The sequence below is a fragment of the Parabacteroides acidifaciens genome (genome assembly GCF_003363715.1).
GTDB lineage: Bacteria > Bacteroidota > Bacteroidia > Bacteroidales > Tannerellaceae > Parabacteroides > Parabacteroides acidifaciens.
In genome coordinates, this window is the sequence record NZ_QREV01000011.1 from 14793 (window position 1) to 28566 (window position 13774).

Consider the following 13774-nt stretch of genomic DNA (forward strand, 5'->3'; position numbering starts at 1 on the left):
TATGAAAAGGAAATGGTTTTATTATAATATAGTCGTTATAATATGTATGTTGTTTTGCGGATGTAGTGATATGTTGGAAGAACATCCTAAAGCAATAGCAAGTGAAACGTTTTATAATACAGAAGACGAAATTACTTCTGCATTAAATGGTGTTTATGAACCGATACATGGAAGTAAGTTTACCTCTTATTTTACTTTGCTTGAAGCATGTCCTGATAATGTATATGGGAAAGGTAGCCTTGCATCTATAAGTGAATACAAGGGATTTAGCTCTGCTAATATTACAAATATGGGGTCGGTATGGACTGCATTATATTTATCAATCAGAAATGCAAATGTCGTTATTGATAATGTACCTGATGCGATTGTTCCAGAAGATAAGAAAAATCAGTTTTTAGGGGAAGCGAAGTTTTTACGTGCATTTGATTATTTCAACCTTGTCCGTTTATGGGCTGGCGTTCCGATCAGGACAGAAGAGAATATGGATGTTATAGAAATACCACGTTCTTCTCAAGATGATGTATATGATTTGATTCTTGAAGACCTGGAATGGGCCGAGACTTATTTGCCGGATAAACCCCGTCTGTTAGGAACTCCCTCAAAGTGGACTGCTAAAACATTATTAGCGGATGTTTACTTGAATATAAAGGAATGGGAAAAAGCTCGTGATAAAGCAAAGGAAGTTATTGATTCTGAGGCTTATTCTTTGGTAGAGGTAAAGTCTTCTGATGATTTTGAAAATATATATGGTGCAGATTTATTGACGAGTAGTGAAGAAATATTTTATTTTAAATACACGGACCAGAAAGGTTGGGAGTTGATGAATTTCTTCCATATAACGGGGGATGGATATAAACCTTATGGAAATAACTGGTATTCTTTTTATACTTATATGGATAATCCGTTTTATACAGAATGGGATGATCTGGATTTGAGGAAGCAACATCTATTTTACGCCTGGGATATTGGACTGGGGGATAATACACTGCTATTCAAAAAGTACATAGATCCGAATGGAACATCCGGGGCCTCTAATGATTGGCCGATATATCGCTATCCTGAACTATTACTAATTTATGCAGAAGCGGCAAATGAAGTGAATGGTGGTCCTACGTCTGAAGCTATGGAATGTTTGAATAAAGTTCGGCGTCGTGGATATGGTTATGCTCCGGGAACTCCATCCCCTGTAGATCTGAATGCTGGCAATTATAACAAAAATTCTTTTTCAGAGCTGGTTCTTCGTGAGCGGGGCTATGAAATGATTTTAGAATGTAAAAGATGGCTTGATTTGCTGAGAACGGGATTGGCTGGAGAATACATAAAAAAAGGAAAAGGTGTAGATTTGAATATGTCAATGTCTCTTTGGCCAATACCAGTAGTGGAGACAAACTACAATAAAGCGATTGATCCGGTGAAGGATCAAAATCCAGGGTATTAGTATTATCTGATTAGATTGATGATATATATGAAAAAGTTAAGATTTTATTTGATACTGATTCTTTTTGCTATCCCAAACATAGCTTTTGGGCAACAGCCTGGAATTGAAGAAAATGCAGAGATAGCCTGGAATGTATCTTGGACAAAATTCTATCATCCTTCTACAAATCTTTTTTATGACTATATAAGTAGTTATGAAAAAGGGGAGGAGCTTTCCCACTTACCTTCTGTGCAGGAAGTAAACAGGCAATATCCCAACCCTTGTGGTTATGGCACAGGAATGGAAGATTGTATGATTCTGACAGGGACGATGTTGGATGCCTTAGTCGATAGGTATAAAATTACGGCCGATGAGAAGCTGAAAGAATATGCATCTGCTGTTTTAAGAGGTATTGCGAAAAGCTCTCTTATAGAGAATGCTCCTGGGTTTGTTGCGCGAGGACTTTGTGTAGAAGATGGCAAAAGCTTTTATATCAATTCATCCCGAGATCAATATACACATTGTGTTTATGGATTGTGGAAATATTATAAAAGCTCAATGCCGAGTGATGGTGCAAAAGATACAATACGATTGATCCTCTCCAATATTGCCAACCGGATGATACAGAATGTTACTCCTGAGCATAATTATGATTTTTTGCGGATGGACAATAAGCCTTGTCCTCTTGGTATTTGTAAAATGTGGAATGTTCAATCGCACGAAGCAGCTAGGCTTCCTATGTTTTATGCTGCAGCATGGGATGTAACCGGTAAAAAAGCATATTATGAGTTGTATCGGAAATACGTCTATGATGCGGTGGTACAGTCGGAAGCAATCGAGAAGAATCATTCTGCTTATGTTTTTGTCCAGATGCTATATTCTTTTGATTTGTTGTTTTCGTTGGAAACAGATTCCGATCTTCAGAAAAGATTATGTAGCTTGAAAGAACGTGTAGGGAAAATGGCATTAGAACGTTCTAAAGAGAGCTTGGATAAGTTGATAAAATTAAACCGGGAACAGTTGGCTGTATTGGGCCCTGATTGGCGAAATGTGGAGGTATGGGATATGCAAAAGGGGTATAAGATTCCTCGATGGGGAGAATATCGTAAAATATGGGAGCTGATTCGGGAAATCGGAGAATCCTCTTTAGTCGTTTATATGCAGGACAACGAGAAATTGCACGAGGAGGAATTTAAGATATTGAATGAGTATCTTTCGGCAATCGATTATACTCGAATATCCAGTTGTGGAATAATATTTCATGTGGCATCTTATTGGAAAGCGAAGAAATTCGGGATAAATACGGAAAGCGTTCCGTTGTAGTGAAAGATTATAGGGAGAGCTGTTTATTCCGATAAAATCAGTATTTTTGTGCTCCATTAATGTGATAGTCAAATGAAGTACAAGATAACAGCTCCCTCCCTGCTGAAAGCTTCCGTCAAGCTTCCCGCCTCCAAAAGTATCTGTAACCGTGCGTTGATACTGAATGCGCTGAGTTATAGTCCGTATGAGATTCAGAATCTGTCGGATTGCGATGATACGGAGGTGATGGTGAAGGCGCTCGACTCGAATGATCGTGACTTTGATATAAAAGCCGCGGGGACTGCAATGCGGTTCCTGACGGCTTTTTTGTCTAAGGTGGTGGGCGAATGGACGATTACGGGGACGGAGCGGATGAAGAACCGGCCGATCAAGATATTGGTGGATGCGCTTAACGCACTCGGGGCGCGGGTAGAATATATGGAGAAAGAAGGCTATCCTCCGCTCCGTATTTTCGGAAGTGCGTTGCACGGAGGCGAGATTTCGCTTGCCGGCGGAGTCAGCTCACAGTATATTTCAGCGTTGCTGATGATCGCTCCTTTGATGGAAAACGGTTTGACGTTACATCTGGAGGGGAATATTATTTCGAAACCTTATATTAACCTGACTTTGCAACTGATGGCGCAATACGGGGTGAAGGCGGAATGGGACGGGCAGACGATCAAAGTGCGCCCGCAGGAATATAACCCGGTTCCTTTTACGGTCGAATCCGATTGGAGTGCCGCTTCCTATTGGTATTCCATGATGGCATTATCGCGGAATGCGGAGATCGAATTGTTAGGATTGTTTAAGAATAGCCTGCAGGGAGACGCTGCCGGGGCGAAGCTGTTTGCGCAACTCGGTGTCGGCACCACTTTTACTGATCGCGGCGTAGTCCTGAAACACAACGGCAACAGTGTGAAGAAGCTGAACTATAACTTCGTGAATGAGCCGGACCTGGCTCAAACCTTTGTTGTCACCTGTGTGTTATTGAATACCCCTTTCCGTTTTACAGGTTTGCAAAGTCTGAAGATAAAGGAGACAGACCGCATCGAGGCGCTGAAAACAGAGCTTCGCAAGTTGGGTTATCTGCTGATGGACAGTAACAACAGTATCTTGGAATGGAACGGCGAACGTTGTGAGCCGGAAGCGCATCCGGTCATTGCGACCTACGAGGATCATCGCATGGCAATGGCATTTGCGCCTGCTGCCCTGGTGCGTCCGGAAGGGATCGAGATTGCTGATCCGGAGGTGGTGAGCAAGAGTTATCCTCATTTTTGGGAGGACCTGAAGATGGCCGGATTTTTAATAATGGACAATTGACAATGGACAATTGACAATTAGGGGTTGGAAAACCTTCTCCTTTGTCAGTATTCATTGTCAATTGTCAATTCTCAATTGTCAATTGTTAAAATTATGTGGTATATTGTCATAGGTATTATCGTATTGGGTGTCATCGCCGCCATCGCCGGCTATTTCCGGAACCGGAAGTTGCAGAAGATGTTGGAACGCGGCGAGATTTCGGAGATTCCCGAAGCGCAGGAGCTTGTCACGGACGAGTGTTGCGGGCAGCATGAAACCTGCGAACGCGACAGTCTGCTGGCTGCCGTCAGCAAGAAAATCGAATATTACGATGATGAAGAACTGGACCGATTCCAGGGCGTTGATTCCGATGCGTATGACGAAGAAGCCGTGAACGAGTTTCGCGACGTGCTTTATACCTTGCAGGATGTGGAGGTGGCCGGTTGGCTGCGCAGCCTGCAACTTCGTGCGATCAGTTTGCCGGATGCCCTGAAAGACGAGGCGTTTCTGATTGTCGGCGAACGGCGTGTGCATTAAGTTCCATGCCTGTGGAATTTTAGTTTCATGGGCATGGAACTAAATTTTCATGCCCATGGAATAAAAAAAGGATGTAATAAGAAAAAGAATGGATTTACTGCAATATAGCTTTTTTCAACATGCCCTTCTGGGCAGCCTGCTTACTGCGATCGCCTGCGGCATTGTGGGAACGTATATTGTGTCCCGCCGTTTGGTCTTTATCAGCGGTGGTATTACGCATGCCTCTTTCGGGGGATTGGGATTAGGTTTCTATTTAGGGACGAATCCGATCTTGATGGCGATGCTGTTTTCGGTGCTTTCCGCGTTCGGTGTGGAGTGGGTCAGCAAGACGCAGAATGTGAGGGAAGATTCCGCCATTGCCGGCGTCTGGTCGTTGGGCATGGCGTTGGGAGTGATCTTTATCTTCCTGACTCCCGGCTATGCGCCGAATCTGTCTGCTTACCTCTTTGGGAATATACTGACGATTTCGACAGGCGATATCGTTTGGATTGCGGCATTGGCACTGTTGCTGGTCGTTCTTTTCAGTCTTTTCCTGCGTGAGATTGTCTATGTGGCGTTCGACAGAGATTTTGCCGTTACGCAAGGGTTGCCTGTCAAGTGGATCGAATATGTGATGATGTTCTTCATTGCCGTGACGATTGTCCTTTCGATCCGTCTGGTCGGTATCATGTTGTTGATGAGCCTGCTGACGTTACCGCAGATCACGGTAAACCTCTTTACGTCAGACTTCAAAAAGATCATGTTCGGCAGTATTGCCATCGGCTTTTTAGGTTGTGTGGCAGGGTTGGTCTTATCCTATTTCCTGAATGTTCCTTCCGGTGCGTTTATCATTCTCGTCCTCGTCCTTTTCTTTTTGATAGTGAAAGCAATAAAAGCGGTCTCCAAGCGTTAAATGAATGATATAAATCCTCATTTATATCACAAACGAATACAATGAAGAAAGGTTTCTACTATATATTGGCATTAATAGTTGTCTCTTTGTTTTGGTCTTGCAGTACGAAAAAGAATACCAAGGCGAACCGCTTTTACCATGCCTTTAACTCCCGCTACAATATCTATTTCAATGGTAAGACCTCTTTCGACGAAGCCTTGCTTTCCATGCAGAACGGCTACAAAGAGAGCTATTCCGACATGATCCTGATGTATCCGATCAGTGCACAGCCCAAAGACAAGCAAACCGCCGGAGGTCCTTTCGACCGCGCAATCGAGAAAAGCAATAAAGCCATCAAGCTCCACTCCATCAAGACAAAGCCGCCCAAGAAACCGGGATGGCGCAACGACCCCAAACAACGCGCCTGGCAGGAACAGGAGGAATATAACCCTTTCCTGAAAAAGTGCTGGCTGATGATGGGGCAGGCCCAGTTTTACAATGCCGACTTTCTGCAAGCATCCGCGACCTTTTCCTATATCGCCCGCCATTATGCGCACGACGAGGAAGTCGTGGCCGAAGCCCGTCTCTGGCAGGCACGCTGCTATTCGGAGATGGATTGGTTCTACGAGGCCGAAGATATCTTAGGCAAACTCAACACGAACGGTATTCCCCGGAAGAACCTGAACCAGTATGCAACGGTTTATGCCGATTACCTGGTGAAGAATAAGCAATATGAAGAAGCCGTCCCTTACTTCAAGACGGCTATCAAGGCGGAGAAGAACCGCCGCCAACGGACTCGTATGAAGTACCTGTTAGGACAGATATATGCCGACCAGGAGCAAAACGGACTTGCTTACCAGATGTTCGGGCAGGTGATAAAAGCCAATCCTCCGTATGAACTCGAATTTGCCGCCCGCATCCGCCAGACCGAAGTGTTTACCGGCGGAAACTTCCAGAAAGTAGTCAAGATGTTGCAGCGGATGGCGAAGAGCGACAAGAATAAAGACCTGCTCGACCAGGTTTATTATGCTTTGGGAAATGTCTATCTGAGCCGGGAAGATACGGTCAACGCTATCAAAAACTATGAGTTAGGCGTGGAGAAAAGTACCCAGAACGGCTTGGACAAGGCGATCTGCCAGATCAAACTGGGAGACCTCTATTTCCAGAAACGTGACTATGTCAAGGCGCAGCCGAATTTCAGCGGCGCTCTGTCCGGCATCCAGAAAGAATATAAGGACTATGAACGTGTGTCCAAACTCTCCGCCATCCTGGACGAACTGGTCGTCCATGTGGAAGCCGTCCATTTGCAGGACAGTTTACAGACACTTGCCAAAATGCCCGAAGCGGAACGCCTTGCCGTGATCGACAAGATCATCGAACAGGTAAAGAAAGAGGAAGAAGAGGCGAAAGCCCTTGCAGAGAAGGAGGCTTACCTCGCTGAACAGGAGGCAAAAGGAACAGGTATCGACCGTCCGGGAACGGAAACGGGTGGCATCACCTTACCGACCGCATCCGGAGGCGCCGGCTTCTATTTCTACAACCCGCAGGCCGTCGCGCAGGGAAAAACCGCTTTCCAGCGTAAATGGGGACGGCGAACGCTGGAAGATAACTGGCGCCGGCGTAAAAAGGAAATGTCCACCTTTAATGAAGAGATGGCAAACGGCGAAGAAGCGGCAATAGACTCTGTCGCTTTAGGTCCTGACGGCTTGCCGATAGCTGCCGATTCGTTGGAAGCCGGCTTGGAACCGGTTGCCGCCGATGATCCGAAGACGCGCGAATACTATATCCAGCAACTTCCGATGACACCTGAAGATGTGGAAGCTTCCAATATCATTATAGAAGACGGTCTCTATAATATGGCGATGATCTATAAGGACAAGCTCGAAGATATCCCGTTGGCCACCGAAGCCTTTGAGGAACTGGAACGCCGTTTCCCGAAACACAACCATCTTTTGGAGAGCTATTATCAGGTCTATCTGATGGCGCTTCGTTCGGGTAATACGACTTTGGCTACCGAGTATAAGAACAAGTTGATCAATACGTTCCCCGAATCGGATTATGCGATTGCGATTGCCGATCCCAATTACGAATACAATATCCGCATGATGGATGTGATGCAGGATTCTATTTACCAGGCTACTTATAGCAGCTACTTGGCTGAAGATACTGTGACTGTGCGCCGTAACTTCCGCGAAGTCAGCGCCAAGTATCCGTTGGCGGACCTGCTGCCCAAGTTCATGTTCCTCGATGCTTTGACCTATGTGCAGGCGGGAGATGCCGAAGGGTTTAAGAATGCCCTGAAAGCATTGGTAGAGAAATATCCGTCCGCCGATGTGACGGAATTGGCTGGCGAGATGCTGAAAGGTGTCCTTCGCGGACGTATGATGGTTCAAGGCGGTGTCAGGGGAATGACCTGGAACCTGCGTTTTGGTGTCGGTGACGATGGCACGCTTTCGGCTGCCGACTCGGCTCGTACTTTTACGGCTGAACCGAACACCTCTTACCGGATGCTGTTGATGTATCCGACCGGAACGCTCGACCGTAACCAGTTGCTCTTTGCCGTTGCCGCTTATAACTTCGCCAACTTTATGGTGAAAGAGTTCGACTTGAGTTTCGAGGAGGCAGGTCCGATGACTATGCTGACCATTCATGGTTTCTTCAACCTCGATGAGATTCTCCATTACTATAAGATGATCTACGGAAAAGACGGGTATGCGACGGCTTTGGATAAGAATGTTGCCATCCTCCCGATTTCCGATGATAATTACGAAACACTGATGCGTGGTAAGACGCTCGAGGAATACGTCGACTTCTTCCAGGAAAACTTCGGCGAGGCTGCACCTGAATTGGCCGCCCGTTGGAAAGCACGCATGACTGCCGAGCAAATCAAGGAAGAAGATGCAAAAGCCGAGGCTGAAAAAGCTGAAGCAGAAGCCGGAGAGATCGAAGAGGCAGAGGAAAACATCCCGGAAGAAACGCCTGTCGTACAGCCTAAGGAAGAACAGCCGGTTAAGAAAACCGTCCGTCCGAAGGAACAGCAACAACAGCAAGCTGTCGAGCCTCCGGTAGAACAACAAGTCGTAAAAGACACGGTTCCGGTTGAGCGTCCGTCTGTTGCTGATACTACGATTGTCCGTCAGGAAGAGGAGATTGTTAAAGACACTGTGGCCCCGGTACAGGCCGATACCGTTCCAGCCGTTGTTGCCCCTGTCGAGCAACCAAAGGAACTCACCCTGAAAGAGATCGAAGAACTCCGCAAGCGTGAAGCCGCCGAAGAAGCCGCCCGCAAGGAAGAAGCCCGTAAAGCCTTTGAAGCCCAACAAAAGGCCGAAAAAGAGTTGCAGGAAAAGAAAGCGAAAGAGAATGAAGAGCTTCTGAAGAAGCAGAAAGCCGAAGAAGAAGCTTTGCTGAAAGCGAAAGCCGACCGGGAAAAACAACTCGAACGTGATCGTAAAGCCAAGTTGAAACAAACTGAAGCCGAACGTAAAGCGAAGCTGAAAGCCCGCGAAGAACTCCGCAAGCAGAAGGAACGCGACTACAAAGAGCGCCTCAAGCAGAAGGAAAAAGAGCGCAAGCAAAAAGAACGCGAATACCAGGAAAAGCTGAAAGCCAAAGAAAAAGCCCGCCGCGAAGCCCAAAAGGCGAAAGAGGCGGCGGCAAAGGCGAAAAGAAGATAAGGCATAATGAAAAAGGGGGTGAAGTTCAGATGAACTGCACCCCCTTTTTGAGGAAAGGACTCTTAGAATCCGAAATACTGTTTTGCATTATTGTAGCTGATGTCTTCAACCATCTTGCCGATGAAAGGCAGTTCGGATGCGGGCAATTCGCCATTTTCTACTTCGCGGCCGAGGATGTTACACAAGATACGGCGGAAGTATTCGTGACGCGGATAAGACAGGAAGCTGCGTGAGTCTGTCAGCATACCGACGAAGCGGCTTAGTAATCCTAAGTCTGACAGAGCGTTCAGTTGCTTTTCCATACCGTGGATCTGATCCAGGAACCACCAGCCGGAACCGTATTGCATCTTTCCGGGCACCGTACCATCGTTGAAGCTGTAGATCGTGGTGACCATCAGTTCATTGTCACGCGGGTTCAGGTTGTAGAAGATCGACTTCGCCAACATGCCTTCTTCGTCCAGGCGGCTCAGGAAGCGGGATAGCGGAGTGGCGACTTCGGCATCGGCGATAGCGTCGTAACCGGTGTCCGGACCTAACTTCTTGAACATACGGGCGTTGTTGTTACGCGTAGCTCCAATGTGGAACTGCTGTACCCAATTGCTGCGGGCATCCATTACTGCCAACTCATAGAGCATGGCGGAACGGAATTTGTCGATTTCTTCGGCTGTCAGCTCTTTCTTCATGCGAGCTTTCAGGAAGATGGCTTCGATTTCGGCATCTGTGTAGGGCTCGGCATAGAAAGTGGTCAGACCGTGATCGGACAGGTTGCAACCCTGCGATTCGAAGAAATCGTGACGTTTCTGCAGGGCACCGATCAGATCCTTGAAGTTCAGAATCGACATATTGGCGGCGGCTTCCAGCTTCGTCAGATATTCATTGTATGTTGCGACATTCTCGATCGCCATTGCCTTATCCGGTCTCCAGGCAGGAAGAACTTTTGTTTTCAGGCTACTTTTGCGGATAGCTGCATGATATTGCAAATCATCGATCGGATCGTCCGTCGTGCAAACGACTTCCACATTCATCCGTTCCATGATCGCCTGGGCGCGGAATTCGGGTGTTTGCAGCTTGGCTGTACATTCGTCATAGATCTCGCGGGCGGTGGACGGGTTCAACACCTTGTCTACGCCGAAGATACGGCTCAGCTCGAGGTGAGTCCAATGATAGAGCGGGTTACGCATGGCATGTTGCATGGTGTCCGCCCATTTTTCAAACTTCTCGTAAGCCGGTTTGTCTCCTGTGATATATTCTTCAGGTACACCGTTGGCACGCATGGCGCGCCATTTGTAGTGGTCGCCACCAAGCCATATCTCCGTCAGGTCGGCAAACTGGTAGTTGTCGGCTATCTGCTGTGGGATCAGGTGGCAGTGATAATCGATGATCGGCATTTTCGCTGCGTGTTCGTGATACAGTTTCTGGGCGGTATCCGACTGGAGCAGGAAATTGGAATCGAGAAATGTCTTCATACTATTAGTGGTTTATGTTGTTAACGATATTTTTTGATAGTAGCCAGCGCGTCGCGGCAGAGAGTGGAGATTGCTTCCCAGTTTCCGGCTGAGATCATCTCTTTCGGGAACAGTTTGGAACCCATACCGACACAGGTCACACCTGCTTTGAACCAAGCCGACAGGTTTTCTTCCGTCGGTTCGACAGCGCCTGTCGCCATAATCATGGACCAGGGCATTGGAGCTTTGATATTCTTCACGAATGACGGACCGCCCACGTTTCCGGCCGGGAAGATCTTGCACAAGTCGCAACCTACTTCCTGGGCGAAACCGATTTCCGATACGGAACCGCAACCCGGTGTATAAGGAACCAGGCGACGGTTACAAACCTTCGCAATTTCCGGATTGAACAACGGGCCGACAATGAAGTTTGCACCCAATTGTAGGTAGAGGGAAGCTGTTCCGGCGTCTACGATAGAGCCGACACCCAAAATCATTTCCGGACATTCTTTAGCTGTGAACTTGATCAGTTCGGCAAATACTTCGTGAGCGAAGTCACCACGGTTTGTAAATTCGAAAGCGCGTACGCCACCTTCGTAGCAAGCCTTTACGACTTGTTTTGCCGTTTCTACATCTTTATTGTAGTAAACAGGTACCATTCCAGTGCTGACGATCGCGTCGAGTACCTGCATTTTATTGAATCTTGCCATAATGAATAATTTATTAATGTGTTAATATGCCAATGTGCCAATTAGCTTATGTCCCGAATCTGTCTCTTCCATTGGCATATTGGCACATTGTCTAATTGTCGCATTATTCTTCTTATCTTGATACTCGTCCTGAAGCGTCTCCACCCATCAGTTTTTCAACTTCATCAACAGTCACCTGGTTGAAGTCACCATAGATCGTGTGTTTCAGGCAGGAAGCTGCAACAGCGAAATCGAGCGCCTTCTGGTCGTCTGTTGTATAAGTCAAAAGACCGTAGATCAAGCCGCCCATGAAAGAGTCGCCACCGCCGACGCGGTCAACGATATGCGTGATGTCATAACGACGGGACTGATACAGTTTGCCGTCAGCATAGAGGACACCACCCCAGGTATTGTGGTTGGCATTGATAGCGCCGCGGAGTGTGATGATCACTTTCTTGGCACGCGGGAACTTAGCCATCAACTGTGTGCATACCGATTCGAATTCGGCAGCGTTTACTTCACCGTTCGTGGCTGTCACATCGAAACCTTCCGGTTTGATGCCGAATACCTTTTCTGCATCTTCTTCGTTACCCAGGATCACGTCGCAACCGGCAACCAATGCAGGCATCACTTCAGAAGCCGTCTTTCCATATTTCCACAGGTTCTTGCGGTAGTTGATGTCGCAGGATACGGGTACACCCATTCGGTTTGCTGTCTGGATTGCTTCCAGGCAAGCGTCTGCGGCGCCTTGCGAAATAGCGGGAGTAATACCTGTCCAGTGGAACCAGGATGCATCTTTGAATACTTCTTCCCAATTGACCATTCCCGGTTTGATTTCAGAGATAGCCGAATGGGCGCGATCGTAAACCACCTTGCTGGCACGGGCTACGGCACCTGTTTCCAGGAAATAGATACCTAAGCGGTCTCCACCGTAAACAATGTGGGAAGTTCCGACACCATATTTACGCAGGTCCATCACACAGGCACGTGCAATGTCGTTTTTCGGCAAACGGGTTACAAACTCTGTTGCAATACCATAGTTAGCCAGTGATACAGCTACGTTTGCTTCACCGCCACCGAAGGTAGCATTCAATTTATCACTCTGACAAAAACGGAGATAGTCTGGAGTGGCCAGTCTAAGCATGATTTCTCCAAAGGTTATTACTTTCTTATCCATATCAATGGTTTATAATGTGTTCAGACTACAAAAGTAGGAGTTTATTTTTAAATAAACATGGTGTGTGCGCGAAAACATGATTAATAACTGAAATTATTCCAGAAAACAGACGTATCATTTTGTCCTCTTCTGCTTTTCCGGTCATCAGCATGGCCTGGCTCGGCATACTGACGACCCCGATAGGACGCCCCCGCAAACACCGCCAGCGCCAATACGCTTCCGTTTCGTCCAATATACCCATCCGCTGTCGCCTGCCATGAAGAGTAGTAGCTTTTCTGAAAACAGAAGAAAGATATCAAAAGAACTCTCAAAAGACAGCTGAATAAATTTTAAACAGCATCTTATAACTCTGCTTTGACAATACTATATTCCGGGTTTAACACGATAGAATAAAAACTATTGTCATTCCCTTGAGATGCCAAATTGATTCTTGGCATATTGAGATTGGCGATTTTAATTAAATTGAGGTTGTAATCATAAACTCCTACTGTGTGTCGTTTAGGGGAAGTCTGGCTGCGGTCAGTTCCTTTATAATCCGGGTCATTTAAAATAGACACAATGTAATCTTTGGTCAGACAAAATCCGACAAGACAATCTTTTCCCGGATTAGGAATGTTCATGTTGTTGTCTGAAATATGATACTCGGCGTCCCCTATTTCTTGTTCATTTAAAAGGGTAATGTTGTTATCCTTAATTTGATAAACAGCTGTATATGGAAGCGTGTTTAAAGCAAGCACAAGTTTTTTGTTATAAGGGTTGTACATGATATTGCCCGAAAAACATTCTTGTCTATTAGATATATCTTGTGGATATGGCAACTTCCCGGCAGAAGCGATTTCTTTTCCATCTTTAGAATAGAGTGTGATAATACCCTCTTTTTTAGTTGGATTGTAAATAATGAAATTCCCTTCAAAATCTGTTTGTAAAGAGGCTACGTTTTCATTGATAAAACAAGTCGTAATAGGATTTAAAAGCATGCCTTCTTTTGTGTTTTGAGAAATTGCAGAATTATATCTTCCCCATTGATTCCATACCAAGATGCCCTCATCTTTATAGGGAGTGATATAGGGAGTTGTAAATTCTTCCGGTCCGTTTCCAATTTTCCCGATACTTGTATTAAAAGAGCCATCCGGATTATAGATTTTAATAAATCCATCGGTTTCTTTTATATCGGATATATAGAAAAAATCATTTGTCTTGATTAGTTTGCAATTCTTTGAAATATATAGTTCATTGGTGATAACTTTTGGAATCATGTTGATTCGTTCTATTTTTTGAGGATGCTGATTGCAGCCAATAAGTAAAAAAAGAAAGGCGGCAATGTGAATTTGTTTATAATATTTCATGATTGTTATTATTA

At 45.9% G+C, this 13774-nt stretch carries 10 protein-coding genes; 6 read left to right on the forward strand and 4 right to left on the reverse strand.

Going from position 1 to position 13774, the window contains the following annotated elements; genetic code table 11:
* Nucleotide 1 precedes the first annotated feature (1 nt).
* The 6 genes from DWU89_RS06645 (at nucleotide 2) to porW (ending at nucleotide 9103) form a co-directional block, all read left to right on the forward strand.
* On the forward strand, nucleotides 2–1438 hold the full coding sequence (locus DWU89_RS06645) for a RagB/SusD family nutrient uptake outer membrane protein (RefSeq protein ID WP_115498860.1): 1437 nt from the start codon (nucleotides 2–4) through the stop codon (nucleotides 1436–1438).
* Nucleotides 1439–1465: 27 nt separating this feature from the next.
* Nucleotides 1466–2740 (forward strand): hypothetical protein, encoded by a 1275-nt coding sequence (locus DWU89_RS06650; protein WP_208642460.1) that lies wholly within the window; start codon nucleotides 1466–1468, stop codon nucleotides 2738–2740.
* 72 nt (nucleotides 2741–2812) lie between these two features.
* Nucleotides 2813–4039, forward strand: a complete 1227-nt coding sequence (locus DWU89_RS06655) for a 3-phosphoshikimate 1-carboxyvinyltransferase (protein WP_115498861.1) — start codon at nucleotides 2813–2815, stop codon at nucleotides 4037–4039.
* A 93-nt stretch (nucleotides 4040–4132) separates the two neighbouring features.
* On the forward strand, nucleotides 4133–4555 hold the full coding sequence (locus DWU89_RS06660; protein WP_115498862.1) for a phospholipase: 423 nt from the start codon (nucleotides 4133–4135) through the stop codon (nucleotides 4553–4555).
* A gap of 88 nt (nucleotides 4556–4643) precedes the next feature.
* Nucleotides 4644–5447: a metal ABC transporter permease gene (locus DWU89_RS06665; RefSeq protein WP_115498863.1), complete on the forward strand. Its 804-nt coding sequence runs from the start codon at nucleotides 4644–4646 to the stop codon at nucleotides 5445–5447.
* A 41-nt stretch (nucleotides 5448–5488) separates the two neighbouring features.
* Nucleotides 5489–9103 carry a type IX secretion system periplasmic lipoprotein PorW/SprE gene (gene porW / locus DWU89_RS06670; protein ID WP_115498864.1) on the forward strand — a complete coding sequence of 1205 codons (3615 nt, stop codon included), beginning with the start codon at nucleotides 5489–5491 and terminating at the stop codon, nucleotides 9101–9103.
* Nucleotides 9104–9165: 62 nt separating this feature from the next.
* Here porW and uxaC read toward each other — a convergent pair whose 3' ends face one another.
* The 4 genes from uxaC to DWU89_RS06695 form a co-directional block, all read right to left on the reverse strand.
* On the reverse strand, nucleotides 9166–10569 hold the full coding sequence (uxaC, locus tag DWU89_RS06675; RefSeq protein ID WP_115498865.1) for a glucuronate isomerase: 1404 nt from the start codon (nucleotides 10567–10569) through the stop codon (nucleotides 9166–9168).
* Between the two features lie 20 nt (nucleotides 10570–10589).
* Nucleotides 10590–11258, reverse strand: a complete 669-nt coding sequence (locus DWU89_RS06680; protein WP_115498866.1) for a bifunctional 4-hydroxy-2-oxoglutarate aldolase/2-dehydro-3-deoxy-phosphogluconate aldolase — start codon at nucleotides 11256–11258, stop codon at nucleotides 10590–10592.
* Nucleotides 11259–11370: 112 nt separating this feature from the next.
* Nucleotides 11371–12414 carry a sugar kinase gene (locus DWU89_RS06685; protein WP_115498867.1) on the reverse strand — a complete coding sequence of 348 codons (1044 nt, stop codon included), beginning with the start codon at nucleotides 12412–12414 and terminating at the stop codon, nucleotides 11371–11373.
* 341 nt (nucleotides 12415–12755) lie between these two features.
* The gene (locus DWU89_RS06695) at nucleotides 12756–13760 is read right to left on the reverse strand and encodes a BF3164 family lipoprotein (protein ID WP_115498869.1); all 1005 of its coding nucleotides are present in this window, start codon (nucleotides 13758–13760) and stop codon (nucleotides 12756–12758) included.
* Nucleotides 13761–13774 lie beyond the last annotated feature (14 nt).

Coding starts and splice junctions, on each gene's coding strand:
- DWU89_RS06685 (WP_115498867.1), bottom strand. CDS start 12,414: ATGGATAAGAAAGTAATAACCTTTGGAGAAATCATGCTTAGACTGGCC.
- DWU89_RS06680 (WP_115498866.1), bottom strand. CDS start 11,258: ATGGCAAGATTCAATAAAATGCAGGTACTCGACGCGATCGTCAGCACT.
- DWU89_RS06655 (WP_115498861.1), top strand. CDS start 2,813: ATGAAGTACAAGATAACAGCTCCCTCCCTGCTGAAAGCTTCCGTCAAG.
- DWU89_RS06650 (WP_208642460.1), top strand. CDS start 1,466: ATGAAAAAGTTAAGATTTTATTTGATACTGATTCTTTTTGCTATCCCA.
- porW (WP_115498864.1), top strand. CDS start 5,489: ATGAAGAAAGGTTTCTACTATATATTGGCATTAATAGTTGTCTCTTTG.
- DWU89_RS06660 (WP_115498862.1), top strand. CDS start 4,133: ATGTGGTATATTGTCATAGGTATTATCGTATTGGGTGTCATCGCCGCC.
- uxaC (WP_115498865.1), bottom strand. CDS start 10,569: ATGAAGACATTTCTCGATTCCAATTTCCTGCTCCAGTCGGATACCGCC.
- DWU89_RS06645 (WP_115498860.1), top strand. CDS start 2: ATGAAAAGGAAATGGTTTTATTATAATATAGTCGTTATAATATGTATG.
- DWU89_RS06695 (WP_115498869.1), bottom strand. CDS start 13,760: ATGAAATATTATAAACAAATTCACATTGCCGCCTTTCTTTTTTTACTT.
- DWU89_RS06665 (WP_115498863.1), top strand. CDS start 4,644: ATGGATTTACTGCAATATAGCTTTTTTCAACATGCCCTTCTGGGCAGC.